The 24,797-nt window shown below is 69.3% G+C and carries 30 protein-coding genes; 10 read left to right on the top strand and 20 right to left on the bottom strand.

Going from position 1 to position 24,797, the window contains the following annotated elements; genetic code table 11:
- Positions 1–25: 25 nt before the first annotated feature.
- Positions 26–667: a TetR/AcrR family transcriptional regulator gene (locus tag LOK44_RS20830; protein WP_237571989.1), complete on the bottom strand. Its 642-nt coding sequence runs from the start codon at positions 665–667 to the stop codon at positions 26–28.
- Positions 668–743: 76 nt separating this feature from the next.
- On the opposite strand from LOK44_RS20830, the gene LOK44_RS20825 reads away from it, so the two are divergent.
- A complete protein-coding gene (locus LOK44_RS20825; protein WP_237571988.1) occupies positions 744–2,213 on the top strand; it encodes a flavin-containing monooxygenase in 1,470 nt (489 codons plus the stop codon).
- A 5-nt stretch (positions 2,214–2,218) separates the two neighbouring features.
- Here LOK44_RS20825 and rraA read toward each other — a convergent pair whose 3' ends face one another.
- The 7 genes from rraA to LOK44_RS20790 form a co-directional block, all read right to left on the bottom strand.
- On the bottom strand, positions 2,219–2,698 hold the full coding sequence (rraA, locus tag LOK44_RS20820; RefSeq protein ID WP_163920711.1) for a ribonuclease E activity regulator RraA: 480 nt from the start codon (positions 2,696–2,698) through the stop codon (positions 2,219–2,221).
- Positions 2,699–2,719: 21 nt separating this feature from the next.
- The gene (locus LOK44_RS20815; protein ID WP_237571987.1) at positions 2,720–3,214 is read right to left on the bottom strand and encodes a hypothetical protein; all 495 of its coding nucleotides are present in this window, start codon (positions 3,212–3,214) and stop codon (positions 2,720–2,722) included.
- Between the two features lie 92 nt (positions 3,215–3,306).
- Complete coding sequence (locus tag LOK44_RS20810; RefSeq protein ID WP_237571986.1) at positions 3,307–4,227, bottom strand: CopD family protein; 921 nt, start codon at positions 4,225–4,227, stop codon at positions 3,307–3,309.
- Complete coding sequence (locus LOK44_RS20805) at positions 4,224–4,748, bottom strand: copper resistance CopC family protein (RefSeq protein ID WP_237572127.1); 525 nt, start codon at positions 4,746–4,748, stop codon at positions 4,224–4,226. Before LOK44_RS20805 ends, LOK44_RS20810 begins: the two co-directional genes overlap by 4 nt.
- Positions 4,748–5,458 carry a YcnI family protein gene (locus LOK44_RS20800; RefSeq protein WP_372481281.1) on the bottom strand — a complete coding sequence of 237 codons (711 nt, stop codon included), beginning with the start codon at positions 5,456–5,458 and terminating at the stop codon, positions 4,748–4,750. Before LOK44_RS20800 ends, LOK44_RS20805 begins: the two co-directional genes overlap by 1 nt.
- A 39-nt stretch (positions 5,459–5,497) precedes the next feature.
- Positions 5,498–6,028, bottom strand: coding sequence for a hypothetical protein (locus LOK44_RS20795; protein WP_237571985.1), 531 nt, complete (start codon positions 6,026–6,028; stop codon positions 5,498–5,500).
- 7 nt (positions 6,029–6,035) lie between these two features.
- On the bottom strand, positions 6,036–6,692 hold the full coding sequence (locus LOK44_RS20790) for a DUF6474 family protein (protein ID WP_237572125.1): 657 nt from the start codon (positions 6,690–6,692) through the stop codon (positions 6,036–6,038).
- Positions 6,693–6,899: 207 nt separating this feature from the next.
- On the opposite strand from LOK44_RS20790, the gene LOK44_RS20785 reads away from it, so the two are divergent.
- The 3 genes from LOK44_RS20785 (at position 6,900) to LOK44_RS20775 (ending at position 9,851) form a co-directional block, all read left to right on the top strand.
- Positions 6,900–8,186: a hypothetical protein gene (locus LOK44_RS20785; protein ID WP_237571984.1), complete on the top strand. Its 1,287-nt coding sequence runs from the start codon at positions 6,900–6,902 to the stop codon at positions 8,184–8,186.
- A 64-nt stretch (positions 8,187–8,250) separates the two neighbouring features.
- Positions 8,251–8,742, top strand: a complete 492-nt coding sequence (locus LOK44_RS20780) for an ImmA/IrrE family metallo-endopeptidase (protein WP_237571983.1) — start codon at positions 8,251–8,253, stop codon at positions 8,740–8,742.
- Positions 8,739–9,851, top strand: coding sequence for a hypothetical protein (locus tag LOK44_RS20775; RefSeq protein WP_237571982.1), 1,113 nt, complete (start codon positions 8,739–8,741; stop codon positions 9,849–9,851). The genes LOK44_RS20780 and LOK44_RS20775 overlap by 4 nt, the downstream gene beginning before the upstream one ends.
- Positions 9,852–9,913: 62 nt before the next feature.
- On the opposite strand, the gene LOK44_RS20770 is transcribed toward LOK44_RS20775, so the two are convergent.
- The 5 genes from LOK44_RS20770 to LOK44_RS20750 form a co-directional block, all read right to left on the bottom strand.
- Positions 9,914–10,312, bottom strand: coding sequence for a zinc-binding metallopeptidase family protein (locus tag LOK44_RS20770; RefSeq protein ID WP_163920726.1), 399 nt, complete (start codon positions 10,310–10,312; stop codon positions 9,914–9,916).
- Between the two features lie 404 nt (positions 10,313–10,716).
- The gene (locus LOK44_RS20765; RefSeq protein WP_237571981.1) at positions 10,717–11,457 is read right to left on the bottom strand and encodes a TMEM165/GDT1 family protein; all 741 of its coding nucleotides are present in this window, start codon (positions 11,455–11,457) and stop codon (positions 10,717–10,719) included.
- A gap of 256 nt (positions 11,458–11,713) precedes the next feature.
- Positions 11,714–12,247 carry a peptidase gene (locus tag LOK44_RS20760; RefSeq protein ID WP_237571980.1) on the bottom strand — a complete coding sequence of 178 codons (534 nt, stop codon included), beginning with the start codon at positions 12,245–12,247 and terminating at the stop codon, positions 11,714–11,716.
- A gap of 163 nt (positions 12,248–12,410) precedes the next feature.
- A complete protein-coding gene (locus LOK44_RS20755) occupies positions 12,411–13,034 on the bottom strand; it encodes a superoxide dismutase (RefSeq protein WP_237571979.1) in 624 nt (207 codons plus the stop codon).
- A gap of 146 nt (positions 13,035–13,180) precedes the next feature.
- Positions 13,181–13,339, bottom strand: coding sequence for a hypothetical protein (locus LOK44_RS20750; RefSeq protein ID WP_237571978.1), 159 nt, complete (start codon positions 13,337–13,339; stop codon positions 13,181–13,183).
- 499 nt (positions 13,340–13,838) lie between these two features.
- On the opposite strand from LOK44_RS20750, the gene LOK44_RS20745 reads away from it, so the two are divergent.
- Genes LOK44_RS20745 through LOK44_RS20735 form a run of 3 tightly spaced genes read left to right on the top strand, consistent with a single transcriptional unit; the run spans position 13,839 to position 16,086 of the window.
- Positions 13,839–14,177: a rhodanese-like domain-containing protein gene (locus LOK44_RS20745; RefSeq protein WP_237571977.1), complete on the top strand. Its 339-nt coding sequence runs from the start codon at positions 13,839–13,841 to the stop codon at positions 14,175–14,177.
- Between the two features lie 18 nt (positions 14,178–14,195).
- On the top strand, positions 14,196–15,257 hold the full coding sequence (locus tag LOK44_RS20740; RefSeq protein WP_237571976.1) for a DUF4328 domain-containing protein: 1,062 nt from the start codon (positions 14,196–14,198) through the stop codon (positions 15,255–15,257).
- A 4-nt stretch (positions 15,258–15,261) separates the two neighbouring features.
- Positions 15,262–16,086, top strand: coding sequence for a glycerophosphodiester phosphodiesterase (locus tag LOK44_RS20735; protein WP_237571975.1), 825 nt, complete (start codon positions 15,262–15,264; stop codon positions 16,084–16,086).
- Here the strand turns inward: LOK44_RS20735 and LOK44_RS20730 are convergent.
- The 4 genes from LOK44_RS20730 to LOK44_RS20715 all read right to left on the bottom strand — a co-directional run bounded on the left by LOK44_RS20730 (position 16,083) and on the right by LOK44_RS20715 (position 19,656).
- On the bottom strand, positions 16,083–16,628 hold the full coding sequence (locus tag LOK44_RS20730) for a ferritin (RefSeq protein WP_237571974.1): 546 nt from the start codon (positions 16,626–16,628) through the stop codon (positions 16,083–16,085). The two genes, LOK44_RS20735 and LOK44_RS20730, sit on opposite strands and share 4 nt — an antisense overlap.
- A gap of 127 nt (positions 16,629–16,755) precedes the next feature.
- The gene (locus tag LOK44_RS20725) at positions 16,756–17,994 is read right to left on the bottom strand and encodes an LCP family protein (protein WP_237571973.1); all 1,239 of its coding nucleotides are present in this window, start codon (positions 17,992–17,994) and stop codon (positions 16,756–16,758) included.
- A gap of 50 nt (positions 17,995–18,044) precedes the next feature.
- Positions 18,045–18,821 carry a CPBP family intramembrane glutamic endopeptidase gene (locus tag LOK44_RS20720; protein ID WP_237571972.1) on the bottom strand — a complete coding sequence of 259 codons (777 nt, stop codon included), beginning with the start codon at positions 18,819–18,821 and terminating at the stop codon, positions 18,045–18,047.
- 31 nt (positions 18,822–18,852) lie between these two features.
- On the bottom strand, positions 18,853–19,656 hold the full coding sequence (locus LOK44_RS20715; protein WP_237571971.1) for a DUF2470 domain-containing protein: 804 nt from the start codon (positions 19,654–19,656) through the stop codon (positions 18,853–18,855).
- Between the two features lie 117 nt (positions 19,657–19,773).
- Here LOK44_RS20715 and pheA point away from each other — a divergent pair, with 117 nt between their 5' ends.
- A complete protein-coding gene (gene pheA / locus LOK44_RS20710; protein ID WP_237571970.1) occupies positions 19,774–20,703 on the top strand; it encodes a prephenate dehydratase in 930 nt (309 codons plus the stop codon).
- Complete coding sequence (locus LOK44_RS20705) at positions 20,700–21,386, top strand: histidine phosphatase family protein (protein ID WP_237571969.1); 687 nt, start codon at positions 20,700–20,702, stop codon at positions 21,384–21,386. The genes pheA and LOK44_RS20705 overlap by 4 nt, the downstream gene beginning before the upstream one ends.
- Here LOK44_RS20705 and LOK44_RS20700 read toward each other — a convergent pair.
- The 3 genes from LOK44_RS20700 to LOK44_RS20690 are packed head-to-tail and all read right to left on the bottom strand — an operon-like array spanning position 21,358 to position 23,414.
- The gene (locus tag LOK44_RS20700; protein ID WP_237571968.1) at positions 21,358–21,567 is read right to left on the bottom strand and encodes a hypothetical protein; all 210 of its coding nucleotides are present in this window, start codon (positions 21,565–21,567) and stop codon (positions 21,358–21,360) included. The genes LOK44_RS20705 and LOK44_RS20700 overlap by 29 nt on opposite strands.
- Before the next feature lie 58 nt (positions 21,568–21,625).
- Positions 21,626–21,976, bottom strand: coding sequence for a metallopeptidase family protein (locus LOK44_RS20695; protein WP_237571967.1), 351 nt, complete (start codon positions 21,974–21,976; stop codon positions 21,626–21,628).
- A gap of 16 nt (positions 21,977–21,992) precedes the next feature.
- The gene (locus LOK44_RS20690; protein WP_372481280.1) at positions 21,993–23,414 is read right to left on the bottom strand and encodes a septum formation family protein; all 1,422 of its coding nucleotides are present in this window, start codon (positions 23,412–23,414) and stop codon (positions 21,993–21,995) included.
- A 125-nt stretch (positions 23,415–23,539) separates the two neighbouring features.
- Here LOK44_RS20690 and serS point away from each other — a divergent pair, with 125 nt between their 5' ends.
- Entirely contained in the window at positions 23,540–24,793 is a 1,254-nt protein-coding gene (gene serS, locus LOK44_RS20685; RefSeq protein ID WP_237571965.1) for a serine--tRNA ligase, read from the top strand.
- Positions 24,794–24,797: the final 4 nt, after the last annotated feature.

Here is a 24,797-nt window from a genome sequence, read left to right as displayed (position 1 = left end):
ATGTTCGCACGCGAGTGTGACGTGGCTACTGCGAGTCGCCGTAGATGCTGGTCAGCCAGATGTGGGCGAGAGTCTCGACGATGCGGTCCTGCGCGACCGCACCGTCCTCGGCGACGAGCGTGGCGGTCATCGCCCGCTCGTTCATGAGGTTCAGCGACGTCGCCAGGTCGTGCGCAGGGATGGTGTCCGGCGCGGCGCCACGGGACCGTTCGAACTCGATCAGCGACGCAGTCTGAGTGATCCACTTCGCCATGAAAGTCGACCAGACCGCCCGCACGTCGGGGCTGCCCGCGATGGCCTCGGTGCCCGCGCGGGCGACCACGCTGTGCGAACCGAACGCGGTGAAGAAGGTGCGGATGCCCTCGCGGAAGGCGCGACGCGGATCGCTCGGCAGCGCCTCCATTGCGCCGTCGAACCCGGTGTCGGCCTGGTGGATCAAGGGCTGGAGCAGTGCGAGCAGCACCGCGTCCTTCGAGGCGAAGTAGAAGTAGAACGTCGGTCGGGACAGCCCGGCGCCCTTGGCCAGGTCGTCGACGGAGATGTCGGCGAACTTCTTGTCCGCCAGCAGCCGTTCCGCGGTGGCGAGGATCGCCGCTTCGCGGTCGTCGCCGGATGGGCGCGTCGAACGACGGCCGCGTCCGGATCGGCTGGTGCTGGTGGTGGTCACGGCGCTCACTTTACTGCATGTCGAATTTCTCAACACACTGTTGACCTATTCGACAGGGTGTTGATAGCGTGTCGCCATGACTGAACACCTCGACGTGATCATCGTGGGCGCCGGCATCTCCGGCATCAGCGCCGCATGGCATCTGCAGGACCGCAGCCCGTCCAAGAGCTACGCCATCCTGGAGAGCCGCGACAACCTCGGCGGAACCTGGGACCTGTTCAAGTACCCGGGCATTCGCTCGGACTCGGACATGTACACCCTCGGCTTCCGCTTCAAGCCGTGGACGTCGGAGAAGGCCATTGCCGACGGACCGGACATCCTCGCCTACCTCAAGGAGACGGTCGCGGAGTTCGGCATCGACAAGAACATCCGCACGGGCCACAAGGTGGTCGCAGCGGATTGGTCCGACGAGGACAACCGCTGGAACCTCACCGTGCGAAAGGGCGACGAGACCGTCGAGATGACGAGTTCGTTCCTGTTCGCCGCCAGCGGCTACTACAACTACGACCAGGGTTACTCACCCCAGTTCCCCGGCCAGGACGACTTCAAGGGCACCAAGATCCACCCGCAGCACTGGCCGGAAGACCTCGACTACGCGGGCAAGAAGATCGTCGTCATCGGCTCCGGCGCCACCGCCGTGACGCTCATCCCGGCGCTGATCAAGTCGGGCGCAGGCCACGTCACCATGCTGCAGCGCTCGCCGACGTTCATCGGCGCACTGCCCGACGTCGACCCCTTCGCGGTGCAGACCAACAAGTACCTGCCCACCAAGGCGGCCTACGTCGCCAACCGGTGGAAGGCCATCTTCTTCGCGACGGCCCAGTACCAGCTGGCGCGGCGCTTCCCCGACTTCATGCGCAAGACCCTGCTCACCATGGCCGAGCGCAGGCTGCCGGAGGGCTACGACGTCAAGAAGCACTTCAATCCGAAGTACAACCCGTGGGACGAGCGACTCTGCCTGGCGCCCAACGGCGACCTGTTCAAGACCATCCGCTCCGGCAAGGCCGACGTCGTCACCGACACCATCGAGCGCTTCACCGAGACCGGCATCCAACTGAATTCCGGTCAGCACCTCGACGCCGACATCATCGTCACCGCAACGGGATTGAACCTCCGCCTGTTCGGTGGCGCCGAGATCCGGCGCAACGGCAAGCCGGTCGACCTCACCACCACCATGTCCTACAAGGGCATGATGCTCTCGAGTCTGCCGAACATGGCGTTCACGATTGGCTACACCAACGCGTCCTGGACGCTCAAGGCCGACCTGGTGTCCGAATTCTTCTGCCGCGTCCTCAATTACATGGACGAGCACGGCTTCGACACCTACGTTCCCGAGCATCCCGGTGACTCCGTCGACGAACGTCCGCTGATGGACTTCACCCCGGGTTACGTGCTGCGCGCCCTCGACGAGCTGCCCAAGGCGGGATCACGCGCCCCGTGGAAGCTGAAGCAGAACTACTTCCTCGACATCCGGACCATCCGTCAGGGCAAGGTCGACGACGAGGCGCTGCACTTCAGCAAGCACCGCGCCGCCGTCAACGCCTGAGCCCCTCACGCACTGACGACGACGATCCCGTCCTCATCGCAATAGGCGATCTCGCCGGGATTGAACGTCACACCGCCGAAGGTGACCGCGACGTCGCGGTCACCTTCGCCGGTCTTGGTGCCCTTGCGCGGGTTGGTGCCCAGCGCCTTGATGCCGATCTCGATGGTGCGCAACGTCGACGCGTCCCGTACCGCGCCGTGCACGATCAGCCCGGCCCACCCGCTGTCCTTCGCGATGCCCGCGATGACGTCGCCAACCAGCGCGGTGTGCAGCGACCCGTCACCGTCGATCACGAGGACGCCGCCGTTGCCCGGCTCGGACAGCACCGACTTCAGCAGGGCGTTGTCCTGGAAACACTTGACGGTGGTGATGGGGCCCGCGAACGTCGTCACCCCGCCCAGATCCCGCAGCTGCAGATCGCAGCTGCGCACGTCGGGATAGATGTCGTCGACGAGATCGGCCGTCGCCCTGGGTTCGATGGTCACCCGACGAATGCTAGCGAGCGGTCAGTCGTCCGAGTTCCGTCGGATGAGCAGCACGATCAGGATTGCAAGCAGTCCCGCCGCGACACCGGCGACCACGGGCAGCCGGGAAGCGTCCGGACCGGGTGTCACCGGAGCCGGGATGGGCGGGGCGGCGGCCACCGTCGACTTCGCCTGTGCGGCCGTCTCCTTGGCCGCGTTCGGGTTCTCGACGATCGGCGGCACGAGCGGGGGAGTCGTCGTCGCAGCCTGGGGGGCCGGCGGCGTGGGGGCGGGCGGCACCTTCTTGGCGGGCGCCTTGTTCGCCGGTGCCTTCGCGGGAGACTTCTTCGCGGGGGCCTTGCCCGGCGTTGCCTTCTTGGCAGGAGCCTTCTTGGCCGGGGTCTTCGCGGCGGCCTTGGCGGGCGCCTTCTTCGCGGGTGCCTTCTTGGCCGACGCCTTCGCGCCCGGCTGCGGGGCGGCAGGCGGCGTGGGTTGGCCCTGGCTCTCCTGGCCGGGACGATCCTGCGGATCTGCCATGTAGCTGCTCCTTCTGCAGTTCCGGTCCAACGCTCGACGGCATGCGGCGCGGGGCCGGCAGTGCACCCATCATGCCAGCAGGCGTCGACCGGCTAGCCCGTGACCGCCAGCGCTGCCGCCAACGTCAGCCCCACGGCCATGCCCGCCAATTCGACCCGTGAACGGCGTCCCGACACGTCCGCCGCCGCCCGATGAGTGCGCGCCGCGGGCAGCCACACCGTCCGATTCCGCCATGCCAGCGTCACCAGAACCACGGTCAGGACGACCTTCGCGGACAACAGGCGGCCGTAACCGGTCGCCCACAGGTCCACCGGCGACCCCAGCGCGGCCACGGCGCCACCGAGCCCGCCGATCACCAGCACCACCACGCAGACCAGCGACATCTGCGAGAAGCGGGGTAGCACCCTCGCCCACCGGCCGCGGTGGGAAACCGTCAGGACCAGCGCCGCCAGCACGCCGCACCACACCGCCGCGGCCAAGGCGTGCACGGCGACGGCGGCACCGCCCAACGGATCCTCGGACAGGTGCCCGACGAGCGTGCGGCCGGTGAGGCCGACGGCCGCCGCACCGGCCATGACGACGCCCGCGGACGAGCGTGGAGCGACCACGGCGAGCAGACAGACCGCCACCGCCGCCACCGCGCACACCAGCCCGGCCCGGCCCGCCGCGGTGTCCATCGCGAACTCGACCGTGGTGCCCACGCCGACCCGCAATACCGGGACGCCCGCGGCGTCCGCCGCCGACATGGGGAGCCGGACCAGTTCGCTCACCGCCCACAGCGCGGAGACGACGATCAGCGGCCGCGCGGCATGGTCGGCGAGCTGCGTGCGGTGGCGGTCGACGTCGAGCCACGGGACCATGGTCAGCCCGAGCGTCACGACGGCGCCGCAGTCGGCGATCGCCCGGACGAGACTGGTCCCGAACGGGTTCTGCGGGAACGCCAACGCCCAGGCCAGCACCGCCGCCGCCAGGACGACGGCGGCGCCCCCGAGCCCCGTTCGTAGCCGCGTCACGGCCGGCGCCGCACCGCCCACCACGCCCCGCCCGCCACGACCACGGCGGCGAGCCCGACGAATGGCCACACCGGTAGGCCACCGTCGTCGGCGGCGGCGCCGCCCGTAGCCGAGGGGGACGCGACCGGCGGACCCGGCGTGCCCGTGCCTGCGACGTCGAGACGGAACGTCCAGTTGCCCGACACCGGGTGGCCGTCAGCAGACGTCACCCGGTAGTTCACCGTGTACGTGCCTGCCGGTCCGGTGGGCAGCATGTCGACTCCGACCACGGCCCCGGCCACCGTCACCGGACCCGTCGACCAGAGGTTGCCGTCCGGGCCCACGACGGTCATCGCGGCGAAGTCCGACTGCATGGCCTCGTTGAAGGTGGCGGTGACGCGTTGCGGGCCGCGGTCGAGGACCGCCGCGGGCGCCGGATCGGCCCCGGTCCGCGTGGCGTGGGCTGCCGCAGGTCCGGCACCGAGCAGGGCGGTGGCCGTCATCAGGGCGAACACCATGGCCGCTGCGGCGACGCGGCGGATCACGAGGTCCTCCGGCGCACCAGGGCCACCACCAGCGCACCTGCGGCCAGCACCAGCGCACCTCCGGCCAGCCAGCGGGCGGTGTCGTCCGCGCCCGGCCCCGCTGACTCGGCCGCCGCCGCGGGTGACTCGGCCGCCTGCGCTGACGGCGTGGCCGTCCCGGTCGGGGCCTGATGGTCGTGCCCGCCCGTCGCCGTCCCGGTCAGCTCGAGGACCGGTGCCGGGTACTCCGGCTCGCCGCCATCGGGCAGCGGCGGCTGATCCCAGCGGACCACCCGTCCATCGGAGTAGGTCTGCGTCGCGGGGATGCTGATCGACTCCTCCTCGGGCAGGGCCACCGAGACCCGGAACAGCGCGAACTGCTCGGCGGAGATGCCGGTGTTCGGGGCGGCCGTCCACGTCACCGACCGGACGGTTCCCGCGGCGGCGTCGCGGTCGAGCCGCGACGTCCATCCCGGCATGACCTCGGCGCGCGCGGACGCGACGTTCGGGAGGGCCACGCTGAACTGCGTGGTGAGCGTTCCGGTCTCGGACTCGCCAGGTACCCGGAACTCGAGTACCGCGGTGCTGCCGGGCGCCGCGTTGTCGGCGTCGACGTGGACGTGCGCGGCGGCAGCGCCTGCGCCGGTGAGCAGGGACAGGGTCATGACGCCGCCGGTGGCGGCGGCCGTGATGAGGGCGCGCGAGGTCGCCCGGTGTGTGAATAGCATTGCGTTGGTTGCCTTTTCGAGGTCGTCGGGGGTGTGGGGTCAGCTGGCGCTGACCGGTGGCCCTCGATGCGACAACGACGCGGCGAGCTGCAGGACGGAGCGAAGGGGGTGGTCGCAGCGGCGGAACACTGCATTGCGGCCGGTTGGCACCCGGATGGCCGGCGGCAGCACCATGGCGCGGACGGTGCGCGAGATCGCGCGGCACGACAGTTCGCCGACGGTCACCAACGCGGCCACGGCCACCAGCGCGCCGACGTGTGCGGCCAGCATCGCGGCGTCGGCACCCGAGGCGGCGGCGCCGTGGTGGTGTCCCGACGCCGACAGCAGCACGTGCCCCAATGACTGGCCGGCACCCATGGCCGCGGTCAGGACCAGGAAGCGGTGACCGCCGCGGACGACGACCACGAAACCCCCGACGACCACCGCCAGCACGGCTAGCTGGACGGCACCCGCACCCGACGGCAACCCGCCACCCGAACCCGCGTGGGCTGCGGCGGCGAGCGTTGCCGTGAGCGTGCCGACTGCCGCGCCGCGGAGAACCGTGGCGGGCGAGGTCGGGCGGGGGGTCACGGAGGGGTCAGACCAGACCCAGCCGTGCCATCAGGTCGGCGTCGATCCCGTCGAGCTGCTCGGAGATCGCCGCGTGCGCCGACCGGCGGCGGGTGGCGGGCATGTTCTCCGCAGCCGCGACGGCGGCGGAGAGGTCGGTCAGGCGGTCGGTGATGGCGGACACGAACTGCTTGGTCTCGGCGTCCTTCGGCTTCTTGTCGGCGACCTTGCGCAGGGACTGCTCGGCCCCGGCAATGCGAGCGGACAGTGCCCCTCCGACGCCGGAGAACTGGCCGACCTGGGCGAGCGGAACGCCGAGCTGGTCTGCGCGCCGCTGGTCGAGGGTGCCCCGTGCGGCGATCGATGCGCGGTAGACGACGGGCACCGCGATCGGGGCGAGCAGGCGCGCGATGGTCAGGAACCGGCGAATTCGCCCGGGGCTGAACAGCTTACCTTCGCGGGCTGCCCGCAGCTGGGTCTCAGCAACCTTCAGCGCGGTGCGGTCGCTCTCCCGGCGGGCCCGCAGCTCGGCTTTGAGCGCTTTGGTCTCCCGCTTGTTCTCGACCTTGATGCGCCGCAAGTCGTTCTTGGCCGAGAGCTTGGCCTCCAGCTTCGCCTTGGCCTTGATGGCACTGGCCTCCGCGCGGCGGGTGGCGCGACTCTTGCGGCGTTTGAACAGGCCCATCCCGGCTGCCTCCTGGTTGGTCAATCGAGGTCCAGCGACCTGGCTGTGCTGTGTGCGACCACACTATCGCCGGAACCCCCGGGGCACCGCCTCGGCCCTTCCGTAAGGGAATGGTTCGCCGCACCAGCAAACAGCGGCCCCGGGTTGTGCAACAATCGAGGTAATCGATGTTTGCCGACCGGCGACCCCGAGAGAGGTGGTGGTGGCGTGGTTACGCGAGCGCGCATCGCCGCGGCGGCATGCCTGGTGGCGTCCGGCCTGCTCGTGACGGGTGGCAGTGCGTCATTGGCCTTTGCCAGTCCTGAAGACGGTACGTCCGGCGACGCTGCCGGCGGTACCACCGGCACCGGGACGGGGCAGGCTGCGGACCCCACCGGCACCGCTCCGACGACTGGTACGACCACCGGTACGACCACCGGTTCGACCGGAACCTCCGGCCCTTCGACCGGCCCGACGTCCACCGTGGGTAACGGGCGGACCGACGTCGAACCCGCTCCAGGCTCCGGCACGGTGACGGGAAGCCCGAGCACCCCGACGGCCAGCAAACCCCCGGAGCCTCCGCTCAGCGGCGAACCGCAAACTGGCGAAGAGCCCACCGGCGAACTCGGCGAAGCCGATCCCGAGGCAATTGCGAAGGGTGAGTCGGACCCGTCCGCGACCGGCACGCCGTCTCCCGCGGCCGCCATCGAGGCGCCGGTCACGGAGCCGGCCGTCTCGCCGGACCCCGTCATCATCCTTCCCGGGCAGGAAGGCCTCGTGGCCCTGGCCGACCCGACCGACCCCGAGGTGCTGCCGGCGTTCCAGTGGCCGTGGTCGTGGTGGTTCAATGCACAGCCGCCGAGCGATGAGTCGGGCGGTGGCGGCAGCACCGGTGAGCAGCCGGTGTTCAGCCCGCCGCAATTGCCGCAGATGCAGTTGCCGCGGCTGCAGTTCCCCGACCTCACCCAATTGCCAGGCACGCTGACGCAGATCCCCGGGCAGTGGGTCACCGACTTCACCACGTTCGCGCAGCCCTGGCTGGATGCCGTGACCGGTCTGGCGACCGCTGCCTCTCAACTGCCGTTCCAGCCGATCACCCTGCCCGTCTTCCCCCCGGGAACCGGCGCGGGCGCCGGTGCCGGCGGCGGTGGCGGAACCGACGCCGGTGGCGCCACCATCCCCGGTGTGCCGAGGCTGGCGCCGCCCGCGGCCGCTCCTCGTCCCGAGGGCACCCCGGACGTCGGCAAGCCGGCCGAGCAGCTTCCCCTGCCGGAGCAGCAACCGACGACCCCCGCCGCCACCGCTGCCGGAAACCAACTCCTTCCCGCACCGACGTACCGGATGGGCTACGTCGAATACCTGCGTGCTGCGGGGCTCGGTCAGGTCGCTGCCGTCGCCGTGCCCGGCGTGACCGGTATCCTCGTCCTGACCGGCGCCGGTGGTCTCATCGGGTATCGCCAGGCACGGGCCGGGCGCGCGGTGCACGCGGGGGGCCCAGCGCGCTTCATGGGCTGATCGGAGTCGACCGCGCAAGCGGAGGTAGAGACGTCAATAGTCGAACCGTGGAGAGGGGGTCGAATTGCCCGCCAGCCGCCGTGTCACCCGCGCGGTCAACGAGGTCCTCGACCTCGCACCTCGCCGTGGTGAGGTCTCGCTCGCTCGTCTCGTCGACGCCGTCGCCGATCATCGCGGCCGTCCGATCGAACTGAAGATGTCCGACCTCCCTGCAGGTGTCTGCGGCCAATGGCGGCAGTACACCGACCGCGACGTCTTCCTCATCCAGCGCGGGCTGCCCGCCGGCGACCGCACCCTGGCGCACGAACTCGGCCACCTGGTGCTCGACCACGAGGGCATCTCGGTCGTCGAAGCCGCCCGTGACACCGTCGAACTGGCCAGCTCGGACCTCATCGGCTACATGCTCAACCAGCGCACGGGCTGCATGGGCCCCGCGGGCGAGGACGCCGAACAGGAAGCCGAGGACTTCGCCGCACTGCTGATCTACCGCCTGGGCCGGCTGCCGTCGGACCGCTCTTCGATCGTGCAGGTACGGCTCGGAGAGGCGTTTGGTTGATCGTCTGGGTCATCGCCGGTCTCCTCGGTCTGGCGACCGGCCTTCGCATCGGCTGGGCGCTCGTCAACAAGCAGTCGCTCGTCAGCGCGGCGATGATCCTGGCTCTCGGCAGTCTGGGGCTGGTGGCGGCGCTGAATTGGCAGCCGCTCACTCTGCTGATCGACACCCTGCTGCGCTGGCCGAACGTGTCCACGGTGTTGAGCCACGTCGCCTTGGTGGCGTGCGCGGCCGGTAGCTGCGTGATGATCACCTCGGCGTCGTCGGCCCGCAAGCCCACGACGGTCCGGCGCATCGCGATCATCCAGTACTCGGTGGCCGCCTTCATCGCGGTCGTCACGCTGGTCGCCTTCTTCACCACACCGCAGCAGCCGGAGATGTCGCCCGAGGAGTACTTGCGCCGCAACCTGGGGTCCAGCGGTACGGCGTTCACGTGGCTGCTGCCTCTGCTCTACGTGCTGCTGGCGCTGACCCTGGTGGCGTGGGCAGGTGTGCGGCACTCCAATCGCACGCGGCGGGGCCGCGCCCTGTTCCTGTTCACCGTCGGCATCGCGCTGATCGTCATGGCCAGTGCGTTCTTCCTGCTGCGCGCCGTGGGCAACACCCGCTTCATCGGCGTGGGCTCGGCGGCGACTCTGCTGGGCTGCGCAATGCTGGTGGTTGCCAGCGGCTCCCTGCTGCCGAGCGTGGAGGACTGGTTCGGTGCCAGACGCGAACTGCGCATCATTCAGCCACTGCTCCACGAGCTGAGCCGACGGCAGCCGAACATCGGGATCGGTGTGCGGCCGCGTGGACCACTGCTGTTCCGGGTCGCCGAGCAGATGTCGCTGATCTCGGATGCGCTGTATCTCGAAGCCACCCGTGTGCTCGAGGATGCGGACCATCACGCGTTCGACGAGCCGGGCCCCGACGTCGCACCGGAGGCGCAGGCACGTCGAATCGCCGAGTGGATTCATGCCGGAGACGGTGGAGCGGAATCGTCGGCAAACGACGAGTTTCCCGGCCCTACGTGGCTGCGTCAGCCGCCGACGTACTCGGATCGTGAGTGGATTCTGGCCATCGCGGATCAATATCGACGGCTGAACGTCGCGGTGGAGGTTGCCGCGCCGTAAGCAGCGGATCCGTCAATTTTCGCCGGACGCCGAGGGGGCACCGCAGGGCGGTGCCGACCGGGCTAATCGTCCAGGTGCTCTTGGCGGCGGAGTTCGTCGACCTTCTCCACCAGGTCCTGCTTGGCCTCGGGTGACAGACCAACGGTCCTCGCCGCAATACGACGGATGCCCTCGTCGCGCATGCTCGCGAGCCACGTCAGCTCCTTGTCGAGCTTCTCGTAGTACTCGTCGTCGGTGAAGTACGCCGGCTTGATGCGGAAGAAGTTGGCAAGTGCGGCCATGGTGGCTACCGAGGGGTTGGTCCGGTTGCCCGAGCGGAGCTGCGACAGGTACGGAGCCGACATCGTGATGCCCTCCGACTTGAGGGCAGCAATCACTTCGGCCGACGTGTGCGGGCCGCGTCCGGGCGGGTAGACCGTGTCGAAGAGGCGGTTCAGCCGCGCGGAAAACGTCATGCTCATCGAAAAATCCTCCACTAAACAGTACGGTCGGGCGTCTCGGTTCCGTATTTGCTGATCATCGTAGCGATTGAAGCCGCGAGAGCCAAGTGCAAACCACCCGAAACTCGACACTACCCTCCGCGGCTCCGGCCTGCCATACCGTCTAGCAGGACTTTGTCCGGGCCACGCCCGCGTCGACGAGCATCTTGGCTAAGCAAATACTAACGGGGTCGTTGTTTTGCCCAAGTCGCAGGGGCCGAAGTGTGCGTCGCATCCGGCTCGCGGATCACGCGCCGCAACCGGCGGTAACGGGTGAACGTACTGAGATCGTCATTTGCTCAGGATGTGACAACTTTATGACCTCGATAGCTACGTCATGCCCCGCACGCAGTCGGTTCAGTGGACGGGCCGCGCTTTGACGTCGATCAGTCGCGGACGCCGGGATAGCCAGCACCCGGGGTGGTGGGTTCTGGCGACGGTTCCCGTTGTGCCGGCGCCTCGTGCCGCGTCCTGCGTGCACGCGCGATGCTCACCGAGGCCGCCGCGATGGCCGCGACCGCGACGAGGCCCGTCGACGTCAGTGCCATCACATGCCACTTCAGGGCGTTCTCGAATAGCAGCCAGAGCCCGAACAGTAGGAAGAGCACACTGGCCATCTGGTGCAGGAACCGCTCGGGCAGCCTGCGGTGCAACATCCGGCCGACGACGATCGCCACGCCATCGGCGAGCACCATGCCGATCGTGGCGCCGATCCACACGCCGGCCCAGTCGTTGTCACTGGCCAGCGCGACGGTGGCCAGCATCGTCTTGTCGCCGAGTTCGGCCAGCACGAACGACGAGATGACCGCGAAGATCACGAAGCGCGGCTCAACCACGGGCGCGGCGTCGTCGTCGTGTCCGGAGCGGCTGTCACGCCACGTCCACGCCGCGAACAGGAGGAACGCGATCGCCGCGGCGAAGGCGATGGGACGCTCGGGCAGCGTCAGCCCGAGGAAGTGGCCGATCAGCACGGAGAGGCCGTGCACCAGGAACGCGGCGATGCCCACGCCGGACAGCACCACCCACCAGCGGTGGCGCAGCGCGTAGGTCATGGTCATCAACTGCGACTTGTCGCCGAGTTCGGCGAGGAACACGACACCGAGGCTGAGCAGAGCGGCGCTGAACACGAGGGACCCTCTCGACACGTCACCCGCGCAGCGGCTCACACTGCTCGGGCATTCGGTCGAAGGTCTCGCCCACCGCGTCGGATGCGGTTCGCCTGCCGGGCTTGACGCCAGTATGTCGACACGACGATTGGGGGCTACTCCCCTTCGCTGATACCACGACGGTAATGGCGTTTCCGTCAAGGCGCCAGTCCTGGGGCCGGTTTCGGGAACCCGTATTCCGGGTTTCGTAGACCGGCGTCAGGCGTTGCGAAAACCCTTATGCGGCAAGCAGCATGGCCAGGATCGCGGTGTCGGGGTGGCTGATCGGGTCGACGCCGACGCGGCTCACCATCGACGTGACGGTTCCGTCGGACTCGGCCTCCACCCACGCCGCGCGGTGCTCGAGACCGAGGTGCGGAATGCCCGGCAGCAGGACGCATCCCGACGCTGCGCCCATGCACTCGGGCAGCGACGGCGTCGTCTCCGACGGCGGGTGCAGCATGAGCAGCGCGGGCGGCTGACGATCTGCGAAGTGACCAGGGGCGATCGCGGACTCGCCGACCACCGTGCCCTCGGCCAGCACCAATCCGATCGTCCCGGGGGCCGGGGCGTCGGGCAATTCCTCCCGCACTCCGAAGATCGTGGTGGTGGCCAGCAGTCCAGGCAGCGACGCGACGCGAACCGCGACCCGCAGCAGCTGCGCCCACTCCTTGGTCGAGTCCGGCCATCGACCGGACACCACGAATCCCTTGAGTGATCCTCCCGCGTGGAAGGGGGAGATCTCGACGGCTTTGCTCGAACCCGTGTCCATGTCGCCTCCATTCGCCGACAGCCAGCTGGTTGCCCCGACACGGCTGTGGGTCGATCACGTCAGGATGCGGTAGCCAGGCACTGGCACGCAAGAGGACACGACTGCCAGAACGCAACAGAAAGGCCCCGCGCGGTGCGCGGGGCCCTTCGTCGAGCGGTGGCGGCTAGCCGAAGATGAGGCCGTTGGCCGACGAGGTCGCCTTGGTGAAGCGCTCCTGGACGTCCGCCCAGTTGACGACGTTCCAGAAGGCCTTGACGTAATCGGCCTTTACGTTCTTGTACTGCAGGTAGAAGGCGTGCTCCCACATGTCGACCTGCAGCAGCGGGATGATGCCCAGCGGGACGTTCGCCTGCTGGTCGTACAGCTGGAAGGTCAGCAGCCGGCCGCCGAGCGTGTCGTAGCCCAGCACGGCCCAGCCGGAACCCTGCAGCCCGTTGGCGGCGGCGGTGAACTGCGCCTGGAACTTGTCGAACGACCCGAACTGGTCGTCGATGGCGGCGGCCAGGTCGCCGGTCGGCTTGTCACCACCGTTGGGGGACAGGTTCTTCCACCAGATCGAGTGGTTGACGTGGCCACCGAGGTGGAATGCGAGGTTCTTCTCGTTGAGGAAGATCGCCGCGTGATCACCGGCACTGCGGGCCTCGTCGAGCTTGGCGACCGCGTCGTTGACGCCCTTGACGTACGTCGCGTGATGCTTGCTGTGGTGGATCTCGTTGATCTGACCGGAGATGTGCGGTTCGAGCGCACCGTAGTCGTAGTCCAAATCAGGCAGCGTGTATTCAGCCACGGGTTTCCTTCCCTAGGTGATCGGTGGAGCGCGTGGATCTCAAGATCGTCGTCCACATTGCTCCATGGGTGCGCACACCGCAAGGATGCGTGCGCATACCCCAAGTCATACCCGGTCGAGGTGAAGTCCTATCGGGCGGAGCGGGATCAGAACAGAATGATCAGGGCCAGGACGGCCAGCAGCGCGAGGGCGATGATGCCGGCGCGTAGGCACGCCATCAGTTGGCTGCGTGTGTAGACGTGCGCAGGGGAGTTCCACTCCGACGGCGGCATGGCGGGATTGGGCCCCATGGGATGTGATGCCATCACGAACTCCTGACCTGCACGAGCAATGTCGTCCCCCAGTGAGATCTGTCACAACGCGACTCTGTGACGACGATCATAGCGGCTTGCCGGCGCGTCGCGAAATCGCCGTGGCATGCCGACCTCGGCGCCGGGATTCGCGCACGTAGAACGCCCATCCGGCGGTACCCGAAGCGCAGCCCCGCACGATCGAATCACGTTGCGCGGAACCCGCGCCGCGCAGGGTGGGCTCGAGATGGCCGGGAATGATTCGCTCGGCCGGTGCGTTTGAGCTGGATCACATGTGGGTAGAGGGTGACGTTTATCCCCAGTTGGTCACGCCGAAGTCACGGATTGCGCGGTTCAGGGGGCCCCACACCGATCAAGGCCCTGTGGATGAACCTGTGGAAACTGTGGATAGCCTCGACATTGCTGGCTCCGGAGACTCGTGCGGATGTCGTTCGTGCCAGCATTGGCATCGGCCGGACAGTGGAGTGCCGACGACTGAGATGGGACACGCGTGATGAGTGACGGGGTCGCACAGGCGGACATCGCGGAGGTTCCGCTGACGTTCGGAGACTCGGTGGTGCTGCTCGACGTTCGCGAGGACGACGAGTGGCAGCAGGGTCACGTCGAGGGCGCCCAGCACATTCCGATGGGCGACGTGCCCGCCCGCATCGCCGAGATCGACGGCGACGCCAAGCTCTACGTGATGTGTCACCTCGGCGGCCGCTCGCAGCGCGTCGCCCAGTACCTCGCCCGCAATGGATTCGAGCCGATCAACGTCACCGGAGGCATGGCCGCCTGGGCCGCGGCCGGTCGTCCCGTCGTCACCGACGACGGCCGCGTGGGCACGGTCTGAGAGCCGTAGGCTGGTCGCGTGATCCAGGTTTGTTCGCGGTGCGGGACGCGGTGGAACGTCCGCGACCGTCAGCGAAGCTGGTGTCCGCGCTGTCAGGGCGCGCTGCTCGCACCGAGCGTCGAACCGTCCGCCGTCGCTCCGGGTGCGTCACCCGTCGCAGCCAAGCCGGCTGACCAGGGCTGGGGTCAACGGCCCACCACGGGTACCGCAGGCGGCCAGCCGCCCAGACTGCCTCCCGGCTACCGCTGGATCGCGGTTCGCCCTGGCGCCGCCCCACCGCCACGTCACGGCCCCCGCCAACTGGGTCCGACGCCGCGCTACTCGGTCATCCCGCGCTGGGGACTGACCGACCACTTCGACGGCCCGCTGGCCGCCACCGACGCACCCGAGGAGCGCGACGGGCCGTCGGCCGCGACCGTCCGCAAGACCCTGATCGGCACCGCGATCGTCGTCGGCGCCGCCGTGTTCATCCACCTGATCCGTTACGTGCTGCTGCTCGTCAACCGCTCGGTGCTGCTGCATCCCCTAGTGGCAGGCGCCGCAACCTGGTTCGGAGTCGCACTCAGCGTGCTCGCCGCGTTTGCCGTCGTCGGCAGCGCAGTGGTCCTGACCAATTGGCTCATCGCCCGGCGGGCCTCGGCGTACGCCGTCGATGGCGCGACCGATCCACGCTCGGTGTGGGAACTGCGCGCCGGCGCCCTGGTGCCGATCGCGAACCTGGTGTGGGCGCCGGTCTTCGTCTTCGAGCTGGCACGCACCGAAGGCAGGCTGAGCCGGCTGCGCACCGACATCGTGGCGTGGTGGTGCACCTGGGTGGTGAGCTACGCCCTGGTGATCTGGGCATTCGCCACCAGCTTCACCCGGGACCCGCAGGGCATCGCCGACAACACGGTCACCACGATCGTCGCCTACTTGGCCGGGCTGGCTGCCCTGATACTGGCGTATCGGGTGGTTCAGGGCTTCGAACGCAACCCCGTGGACCGGCCTTCTCGGCGCTGGATCGTGGTGCCCGACGACGGGCCGGTCGAGCGGGACGCGGCGGTTCCGGTTGAGCAAAAGCAGCGGGAACCGGCAGCATAGGCTCATGAACTCGGGCGACGGCGCGCTCGGTGGCCACCCCTTCGTGGTTGCTCATCGAGGCGCGTCCGCCGACCGTCCCGAGCACACCGTGGCCGCGTACGATCTCGCGTTACGCGAAGGCGCGGACGGCGTGGAATGCGACGTGAGGCTCACCCGCGACGGACACCTGGTGTGCGTGCACGACCGCAAGGTGGATCGCACGTCGAACGGCACCGGCCTGGTCAGCGACATGACGCTGGCCGAACTGCGCGAACTGGACTACGGCGGCTGGCACCCGGGCGGCGGGGCCGGCGAGACGGGGTTGCTCACACTCGACGGCCTGGTGTCGATGGTCCTGGACTGGAACCGCCCGGTGAAGATGTTCATCGAGACCAAGCACCCGGTGCGCTACGGCGCGCTCGTCGAGAGCAAGGTGCTGGCTCTGCTGCACCGCTACGGCATCGCGTCGCCGGCGTCGGCCGATCTGTCCCGGGCGGTGGTGATGTCGTTCTCCGCCGCGGCGGTGTGGCGGATCCGCCGGGCGGCGCCGATGCTGCCCACGGTGCTACTGGGTGACACGTCCCGCTACCTGGGCGGCAGTGCGGCCACCACGGTCGGCGCCACCGCCGTCGGTCCGTCGATCGCCACCTTGCGCGAACACCCCGAACTCGTCGACCGCGCTGCGGCCAACGGGCGAGCGATGTACTGCTGGACGGTCGACCACTTCGAGGACGTGCGCTACTGCCGCGACGTCGGCGTTGCGTGGGTGGCCACCAACCATCCCGGGCGCACGAAGGGCTGGCTCAAGTCGGGCCTGACCGGAGCGGGCGTGGACCAGCCGGACGGCTAGAGGTTGCCGCCCGCCGCCTTGGGCGCGGTCGGATCGCTTGCCGCCGAAGGGATCTCGCGTGCAATGAAGTCCTCGAGGTGGAAGAGGTCGGCGCCGGCACGCTCGCTGACCCGCACCAGCGTCGTCATCAGAGCGACTTCCTCGACCTGCTCGGAGAGGAACCACTGCATGAACTGCTCGCCGAGGTAGTCGCCCTCGTCGCGTGCGACGGCCGCGAGCCGGCTGATCTGCTCGGTGACCGTGCGCTCCTGGTCGAGTGCCAGTCGCAGCGCCTCGGTGGGCGAGCCGAACGTGTTGCGGACCGGCTCGGTGCCCGGAATCTCGACGGCGACGTCGCGGTCGATCAGGTACTGCACGAGCATCATGGCGTGGTTGCGCTCGTCGAGCGCCTGGGCGTAGAAGTGCTTGGCCAGCTGCGGCAGGTCGTCACCGTCGAAGTGCACGGCAATCGCGATGTATTGCTGTGACGCGCTGAACTCGTTCCGGATCTGCTCCTGAAGCAGGTGGTGGAACTTGGTGTCGGGTGTGGTCGAGTCAGCCATGATCCCGAAGATACTGCAGGTCAGAGGGCATTGTCATCAAAGGTATGCCTAATTCAGGCGAGCTTTGCCTAAGTCAGGTGAGGGTAAGTTGCTGCCGGCGGGTGAGTTTGCTCACTGATCGCAGGCGTCACGGTTGCCCGGCATCGAGAACGTCCTGCGGCACCGCGTCGTCGGCGGCCAGTGCAGCGAACAACCTGCCTGCCGCCTCGTCGTCCCACACCACGACCGACCCCGCGCCACCGTCGGTGAAGTCGCTGATGGGGACGGTGGTGGTGGTCACGGAACCGTGCAGGGCCCAGGCCAGTCGCGCGAGATCCCACACGTGCGCACCCTCGTCGACGGTCACGGCGCCGGACGCGGCCGACGCCATCGGGTACCAGCGCAGGGGGTTCGCCAGCACGCCCGGGCTGGCGGCGCGCTGCATCAGCGTCGACATGAACTCGCGCTGGTTGACCATGCGGTCGAGGTCGGCCCGCGGCGTCGCGCGCGTCCGGACGTAGCCGAGCGCGTTGCGCCCGTCGAGTTCCTGACAGCCGGCAGGCAGGTCGATCCCGGCCAGAGGGTCGCTGATCGGCTCGGGCGGACACATGGTGACGCCACCGACCGCGTCGACCATGTCGGCGAACCCGTCGAACCCGATCTCCGCATAGTGGTCCAGACGCATCCCGGTGGCCTCCTCGACCGTCTGCGCCAGCAGCGGGGCGCCGCCGACGGAGAACGCGGCGTTGATCTTGTCCTCGCCGTAGCCGGGGATCGATACGTAGGAGTCGCGTGGGATGGACACCATGGTCGTGGGCGCGCTGGACATCAACCCGGGCACGTGGACGAGCAGGATCGTGTCCGTGCGCCCGTTGCCGACGTCGCCGCCGGTGGCCAGTTCCGCCTGCTGCTCGGGGCTGAGGTCCTGCCGGCTGTCGGATCCGACCAGCAGCCACGTCGTGCCGCTGCCCGCGGCGGGGCGCTCCGCGTAGTTCGCCAGCGCAGGAATGCGGCGCAAATGGGTGTCGATCCAGAAGCCGGTGCCCACGAAGGCCGCGACGAAGACCAGCAGCAGCGTCAGCACGATCCGGCCCCAGTGCCGCTTGCGCTTCGGCTTGGACTTCGGCGGGGCAGGCGGCGGGGGGACGGGCCGCGCGGGCGGACGCGCTGCGGCGCGCGGTGGCTGGGGTGGCGGGGGGCGACGCGGCGGCTGCGCGGGCGGGGGAAGGTGGCGGGGCGGCTGTTGCCTCGGCGGCGGCTGCCTGGGCGGAGGTGGTGGCGGCGGCGGCGTGGGCACGGGGCGCGGGGGTGGCCGCCGAGCCGGAGGCGGGGCGATCGGCTGCGTGGCGTCGGGCCGCGCGGGAAACCGGGGGTCGCGGCGGATCACCTGCGGCTCCTCCCGTGGCGGCCTCGGCCGGCGTGGGTCGGGAGGACGGGTCACGAGGATGAACCTAGCCAGCCGAGATGACCCGCGGCCAGCGCGTAGCCGACGAACGCCACGGCGTCGATCACCCCGTGGGCGACCACCAACGGCCACAGCCGCCCGGTGCGCTGCCAGACGAAGCCGAACACCAGGCCCATCACGATGTTGCCGACGCCCGCGCCGAACCCTTGATAGAGGTGGTAGAGGCCGCGCAGCACGCTCGATGCGACCAGGACGACGACGGGCGTCATGCCGAGCTGTCGCAGTCGCGTCATGAGGAAGCCGACGACTATGATCTCCTCGGCCCATCCGTTCGCGAACGCCACGGCAAGCAGCACCGGAATCCGCCACCACGTGTCGTTGAGTTCGGCGGGTTCGACCTCGACGCCGATGCCGAGCATGCGTCCCACGACGTAGAGGCCGAGCCCGGGTAGTCCGATCAGCGCGGCGAGGCCGAGGCCGCCGAGCAGGTCGGGTTTCAGCCGGAACCGACCGAGCCCGATCGTCGCGGGCCCGATTCCGCTGCGCCACAATAGAAACAGCCCGAGGCACCCCCACGCGAGCAGTTGGAAGACCGATGCCAGGTTGAGGCCGAGGTCGATCAGGTCGATCGGCGACCGGCGGGGGTTCAGTGCCACGGTCTGGCCGGACAGGCCGAGGATCACGGCCTCGGTGAGGCGCAGCAGTGCGGTGTAGGCAGACAGACCGAACGTCACCGCGAGGACCACGGCGATCTCGATGCGGATCGCGCGCCGCGGCGGGGCGATGAAGTCGTCGGACGGCTCGGTCACCGCAGCCACGGTAGTGCCGCGAGAATCGGGCCTAGATGCGGCGCGCGCGCAGCCCGTTGAGGAAGGGGCAGCCCATCAGGACGCGGATCGCCTGGCTGAGCCCGGTCACGTCGTCGACGGGCTTGGCGAAGGGCAGCCGCACGTCGTGATCGCCGTCGACGTCCTCGACGCGCAACTGCACGCCGTAGCGGTCCAGCCCCAGCGGGCGAACGCGGCCGCTGCGCAGCGGGGTCGGAAGGCGCTCGGCCAACCGGTCGACGACCTCGCGATGCGCGGACTCGAGGTGCTGCAGCCAGCAGGACTCCAGCGTGCAGAACGGGTCCGGCTCCGCTTCGAGCAGCGTGCTGAGCCCCACCGACTCGGCGCCGGTGGAGTCGGCCACCACGACCGACTCGATTTCCAGCCGGACCAGGGCGTAGGGGGTGTCGCCGTTCGAGGCGTCGTCGCTACCGGTATTGACTTGCAGCAGAGCGGGATTGGGGTTGGCGGTCGCGATGAGGTCGAGCAGGCCGGAGACGTCGCGGGTGGGGACGTGGTGCAGTCGTCCGCTCATCCACACCAGCGACCGCACCGGTTCGCGCAGCGGCAGCGGGGCATAGTCGGTCATCTCGAGCACGGCCTGCATGCCTGCGGATCCGGATGCGACGACCATCGCGGCCAGCCGGCCGTTCGCGGGCACCGTGATCGCGAACGATCCGTCGTCGAGCAGGTGGTGCACCGGAGTCGGCGTCGGCTCGACGCCCTCGACGGCCACCATCGCACCGCCGGACCTGACGCAGGCGCTGCGGATGCGCTCGGCGGTCGTAGGGGCCACGAGTGTCTTCGAGGTGGTCATCGCGAGTGCCTTCCAGTTACTGAGGTAAGCCTAACTTAACTACGGCTCACCACTGGCGCAAGGCGTACCCGCCGATTTCGACACCGACGGTCGGATCGCAGCCGATAGGGTTGGGCCGTGCCGCGCGTCGCCTACCTCGGGCCCGAGGGAACGTTCACCGAAGCGGCGTTGTGGCAGATCGCGGGCTCGGGTGCGCTGGCCGGGGACGTCGAACCCCGCTCCGCGGAATCGCCCGGCGCGGCATTGGCGATGGTGCGTGCGGGCGACGCCGACTACGCGTGCGTGCCCTTCGAGAACTCCATCGAGGGATCGGTCATCCCGACCCTGGACAGCCTCTCGACGGGTACGCCCCTTCAGATCTACGCCGAGCACACACTCGACGTCGCGTTCAGCATCGTGGTCCGGCCGGGCGTGGGCATCGACCAGGTCTCGACCGTCGCCGCGTTCCCGGTCGCCGCCGCCCAGGTCCGGCACTGGCTCGCCGAACACCTGCCGTCGGCGACCCTGGTGCCCGCCAGCTCCAACGCAGGCGCGGCCCAGGACGTGGCAGGCAGTCGCGCCGACGCGGGGGTCTCCACGGCGCTCGCCGCGCAGCGGTGGGGGCTCGACGTCCTGGCCGCCGAGGTCGTCGACGAGCCGAACGCCCGCACCCGGTTCGTCCTCGCCGCCCCGCCGGGGCCGCCGCCGCAGCGCACCGGTGCCGACCGCACGTCGGTGATCCTGCGCCTGGACAACACCCCCGGCGCCCTGGTCGCGGCGATGACGGAGTTCGCGGTCAGGGACATCGACCTGACCCGCATCGAATCCCGCCCGACCAGAACCGAACTGGGCACCTACGTGTTCTTCCTGGACTGCGTGGGACACATCGATGACGATTCGGTGGCGCAGGCACTCAAGGCGCTGCACCGTCGTTGTAGGGATGTGCGATATCTCGGATCATGGCCCACGGGGACCGCGGCAGGCGCAGTGCCGCCGTCGGACGACGATGCTTCACGCTGGCTCATCGGACTGCGCGAGGGCGCCCGGACCAGGGGAAGCGGCGCATGAGCGGCCGTCTCGTCCTGGTCAGGCACGGTCAGTCGCATGCCAACGTCGAACGACGGCTCGATACCCGGCCGCCCGGCGCCGCGCTGACCGATCTCGGTCACCAGCAGGCGCACGGGTTCGCCGAGGGGTGGGCGCACCCCGTCGGGCTCGTCGCCCATTCGGTGGCGGTGCGCGCAGTGCAGACCGCCGAACGGATCGGTGAGCGCCTCGGCCTGTCGACGGTCCCACTCGACGGGATCCACGAGGTTCAGGCCGGCCACCTCGAGGACCGCAACGACGACCCGTCCATCGACCTGTTCCACGACGTCTACGGGCGGTGGCACCGGGGCGATCTCGACGAGCGCGTTCCCGGCGGGGAGACCGGCACCGAGGTGCTGGAGCGGTACCTGCCGGTGATCAAGGAGCTGCGGGTCCGCTACCTCGACGACGCGGCATGGCGCGACGACGTCGTCGTGGTCAGCCATGGTGCGGCGATCCGGCTCGTGGGCGCGGTGCTCGGTGGAGTCGACGGCGGCTTCGCCCTCGAACACCACCTGGCCAACGCGCAGAGCGTGGTGTTGACCCCGATCACCGACGGGCGGTGGAGCTGCCTGCAGTGGGGCGAGCTGCTACCGCCGTTCCACCCCGAACCCGACCCTCAGCCCGGCCAGGAGATCACGCAAACCGCCGACCCGATGGGTTGAGGTCCGCGTCCTCGGCCGAGCATTCGCAGCCGATGGCGACGCAGTCGATCACGTAGACGTGTTCGAGGTGGGGTGCGTCGCAGTCGGGCTCCGTGCACTCCGGCCGCGACGTCACGTGCTCGATGACGGTGCCATGGCAGTGCCACAGCCCGCTCGCGCAGTGTGCGCATTCACCGGTCATGTCTCGTTTGTAGCACCATGCACCGACGAATCAAGGTCGCCGCGCATGGACTCCGGCTTCAGCCCCAGCCGAGTTCGTGTAGCCGCTCGTCGTCGATGCCGAAGTGGTGGGCGATCTCGTGGATCACGGTGATGGCGACCTCGTCGACGACGTCCGCCTCGGTATCGCACACGTCGAGCAGCGCGTCCCGGTAGATCGTGATCGCGTCGGGCAGGGAGCCCGCATAGGACGAGTCGCGTTCGGTGAGCGCGACGCCCTCGTAGAGCCCGAGGATGTCGGGTTCGGTGGCGTGCCGCGGCTCGACGAGCACCACGACGTTGTCGATGGCCTTGGCGAGTTCGGGCGGGATCAGGTCGAGCGCGTCGGACACCAACTCGTCGAACCGTTGCGGGGTCATCCGCACGGACATCAGGTCACGCCGCTGGTCAGGCCGGGGGAGGCGGAGGCAGCAGCGGTCCTGCTGGCGGTGCCCCCGGAGGCGGAGGCGGCACGTCGGCGGGCGGCGGAGGAGCGGCACCCGGAGGCGGTGGTGCGGCACCGTCCTGCGGCGGGGCCTCACCGGGCGGGGGGCCCGGGGGAGGCGGTGGGCCGTTGAGGAACGTATTGCCCTGCGGCGGGGTCTGCGGCGCGGAGGTCTCCGGGGTGCTCGCGGTCGACGTCTGCTGCGGCTGCTGGTTCGGCAGGTGCTGGGAGTCGTCCTGCGTGCTCTGCGACGACGAACTCTGATCGCTCAGGTCGATCTCGGAGGTCATCTGCGTCGAATCCGGCATCGGGATCGGCGGCAAATTGAGCCGCTCCTCGGGGATGTCCGGCGGTGGGACGGGCGGGCGGCCGTTGATCATCAGCGGGCCCTTGGCGCTGTTCAGCAGCGTCGACCAGCCGCCGTTGCCGAGGGTGGCGCCGATGCTGCAGGATACCTGGTGGCTGCCTGCGTTCCAGCTCGGCAGCGAGATGGTGCCGTAGATCAGCGTCAGCGTGGTGCTGCGCAGCTGGATCGGCGCCAGGTAGGCGTCGGTCATCCGCGTGCACTCGTCCTTGATGAACGCGTCCTGGTCGGCCTCGGCGGGCAACGGTCCCGGGAACTTCTCGGCGAGGTTCACCGACCCGGTGACCTCCATGGCGTGCGGCGCCGCGCAGTCGACCGGGACGTCGGTGGGCTGATTGGTCGTCGGGTCGATGCCCAGGCAGGTGCCCGCGGTCCAGACCTGCGACTGGTCGAGGTTCGCGACCTTGCCCTTGTACGACAGTTGCTGGTTGTTGGGCCCGGGCAGCTGAAGCCCGCACAGCATCCGGCGCTCGCCGAGCTGGCGCCACGCGCGGTCACCGGACCAGAGCAGGCTGACGGTGAACTTGCCGTTGGGGTCGAACTTCGGGCCCAGGTAGGTCCGGGCGGCCGCGCTGCACTGCTCCTGGCTGATCTGCTGGATGCGGGCGGGCGACGGCGGCGCCGCGTCGGGGCCGTACTCGCTGCCGGGGAACGTGCTCATGTCGATCGCCTCGGCGACCTCGAAGCGGTGATCAGAGGCGCAGTCGACCACCTCGGCGGAGTCCGGCGTGCGCTCGGGCCAGTTCAGGCAGTCGCCGCTCTTGGCGTTGTCGAACGTGTCGTTGGTCCGCGCGCCGAGCGCCGTGCCGGTGGTGAGGCCGATCGGCCCGTTCTTGCCGGGGGACGTGGGCAGCGCGGTGAGCAGACCTGCAATGAGTAGGCCGCCGAGGGCGGTCAGGAGCAGTCCGCGCCGGGTGCCGTTGGACTGCAGACTGAGCCACCACGCGCGCCGACGCGACGCCTGCGCGCCGTCCTCGGGTTGCTGGTCTTGGCCGTCCAGTGCATCCAACATCGAGTCCATTGTGACAGGCGCGTCGAGTCCTGTGACAAGAGTTGCGCTTGTGAAGTTATGTGGTTGTGCCTCACGGGTCTGTCGAGGGGCATGCCGGATGTCGTCGCCGACGCGGCGAAAGTAGGGTCAAGCCCGTGATCGACCTCAAGCTCCTGCGCGAGGATCCCGACCGGGTGCGCGCCTCGCAGCGGGCCCGTGGCGAGGATCCCGGACTCGTCGACGCGCTGCTGGCCGCCGACACCGCACGGCGGGCCGCCATCTCAGCCGCCGACAATCTACGCGCCGAACAGAAGGCAGCCAGCAAGCGGGTGGGTTCGGCGTCGCCCGAAGACCGGCCGGCGCTGCTGGCCACCGCCAAGGAACTCGCCGAACGGGTCAAGTCCGCGGAAACCGATCAGGCCGCTGCCGAGCAGGCGATGACGGCAGCGCACATGGCGATCGGCAACGTGATCGTCGACGGCGTGCCCGCCGGCGGCGAGGACGACTTCGTGGTGCTCGAGACCGTTGGCGACCCGCCGACGTTGGACGACCCGAAGGACCACCTGGAACTCGGTGAGGCGCTCGGCCTGGTCGACATGGAGCGCGGCGCCAAGGTCTCCGGGTCGCGGTTCTACTTCCTCACCGGATACGGGGCGCTGCTGCAGCTGGGCATCATGCAGCTCGCGGTGCGCCTCGCAACCGATGCCGGCTTCACGCTAATGATTCCGCCGGTGCTGGTGCGTCCCGAGGTGATGGCGGGCACCGGGTTCCTCGGCGCCCACTCCGACGAGATCTACCGGCTCGAGGCCGACGACATGTATCTGGTCGGCACCTCGGAGGTGCCGCTGGCGGGCTACCACTCGGACGAGATCGTCGACCTGTCCGACGGTCCGTTGCGCTACGCCGGGTGGTCGACGTGCTTCCGGCGTGAAGCGGGCAGCTACGGCAAGGACACCCGCGGCATCATCCGCGTACACCAGTTCGACAAGGTCGAGGGCTTCGTCTACTGCAAGCCCGAGGACGCCGAGGCCGAACATCAGCGGTTGCTGGGCTGGCAGCGCGAGATGCTCGCGGCGATCGAGGTGCCGTACCGCGTGATCGACATCGCCGCAGGGGATCTCGGATCGTCGGCGGCCCGCAAGTTCGACTGCGAGGCGTGGGTGCCGACCCAGGGCACCTATCGCGAACTCACGTCGACGTCGAACTGCACGACGTTCCAGGCCCGCCGGCTGTCGACCAGGTACCGCGACGAGAACGGCAAGCCGCAGATCGCCGCGACGCTCAACGGGACGCTGGCCACCACCCGCTGGCTGGTGGCCATCCTCGAGAACCACCAGCAGCCCGACGGCAGCGTTCGGGTACCCGAGGCCCTGGTGCCCTACGTCGGAAGGTCGGTGTTGACTCCATGAGTAT

Source organism: Mycolicibacterium lacusdiani, from assembly GCF_021916785.1.
Taxonomy (GTDB): Bacteria; Actinomycetota; Actinomycetes; order Mycobacteriales; family Mycobacteriaceae; genus Mycobacterium; species Mycobacterium lacusdiani.
Note: the sequence above shows the minus strand (reverse complement) of the source record. Positions and strands in the feature narration are given on the sequence as shown.

What these genes read in the sequence shown, in the direction of transcription:
- LOK44_RS20825 (WP_237571988.1), top strand. Translation starts at nt 744, where the DNA reads ATGACTGAACACCTCGACGTGATCATCGTGGGCGCCGGCATCTCCGGC.
- LOK44_RS20815 (WP_237571987.1), bottom strand. Translation starts at nt 3,214, where the DNA reads ATGGCAGATCCGCAGGATCGTCCCGGCCAGGAGAGCCAGGGCCAACCC.
- LOK44_RS20800 (WP_372481281.1), bottom strand. Translation starts at nt 5,458, where the DNA reads ATGCTATTCACACACCGGGCGACCTCGCGCGCCCTCATCACGGCCGCC.
- LOK44_RS20790 (WP_237572125.1), bottom strand. Translation starts at nt 6,692, where the DNA reads ATGGGCCTGTTCAAACGCCGCAAGAGTCGCGCCACCCGCCGCGCGGAG.
- LOK44_RS20770 (WP_163920726.1), bottom strand. Translation starts at nt 10,312, where the DNA reads ATGAGCATGACGTTTTCCGCGCGGCTGAACCGCCTCTTCGACACGGTC.
- LOK44_RS20760 (WP_237571980.1), bottom strand. Translation starts at nt 12,247, where the DNA reads ATGGACACGGGTTCGAGCAAAGCCGTCGAGATCTCCCCCTTCCACGCG.
- LOK44_RS20750 (WP_237571978.1), bottom strand. Translation starts at nt 13,339, where the DNA reads ATGGCATCACATCCCATGGGGCCCAATCCCGCCATGCCGCCGTCGGAG.
- LOK44_RS20745 (WP_237571977.1), top strand. Translation starts at nt 13,839, where the DNA reads ATGAGTGACGGGGTCGCACAGGCGGACATCGCGGAGGTTCCGCTGACG.
- LOK44_RS20735 (WP_237571975.1), top strand. Translation starts at nt 15,262, where the DNA reads ATGAACTCGGGCGACGGCGCGCTCGGTGGCCACCCCTTCGTGGTTGCT.
- LOK44_RS20730 (WP_237571974.1), bottom strand. Translation starts at nt 16,628, where the DNA reads ATGGCTGACTCGACCACACCCGACACCAAGTTCCACCACCTGCTTCAG.
- LOK44_RS20715 (WP_237571971.1), bottom strand. Translation starts at nt 19,656, where the DNA reads ATGACCACCTCGAAGACACTCGTGGCCCCTACGACCGCCGAGCGCATC.
- LOK44_RS20705 (WP_237571969.1), top strand. Translation starts at nt 20,700, where the DNA reads ATGAGCGGCCGTCTCGTCCTGGTCAGGCACGGTCAGTCGCATGCCAAC.
- LOK44_RS20700 (WP_237571968.1), bottom strand. Translation starts at nt 21,567, where the DNA reads ATGACCGGTGAATGCGCACACTGCGCGAGCGGGCTGTGGCACTGCCAT.
- LOK44_RS20695 (WP_237571967.1), bottom strand. Translation starts at nt 21,976, where the DNA reads ATGTCCGTGCGGATGACCCCGCAACGGTTCGACGAGTTGGTGTCCGAC.
- LOK44_RS20690 (WP_372481280.1), bottom strand. Translation starts at nt 23,414, where the DNA reads ATGGACTCGATGTTGGATGCACTGGACGGCCAAGACCAGCAACCCGAG.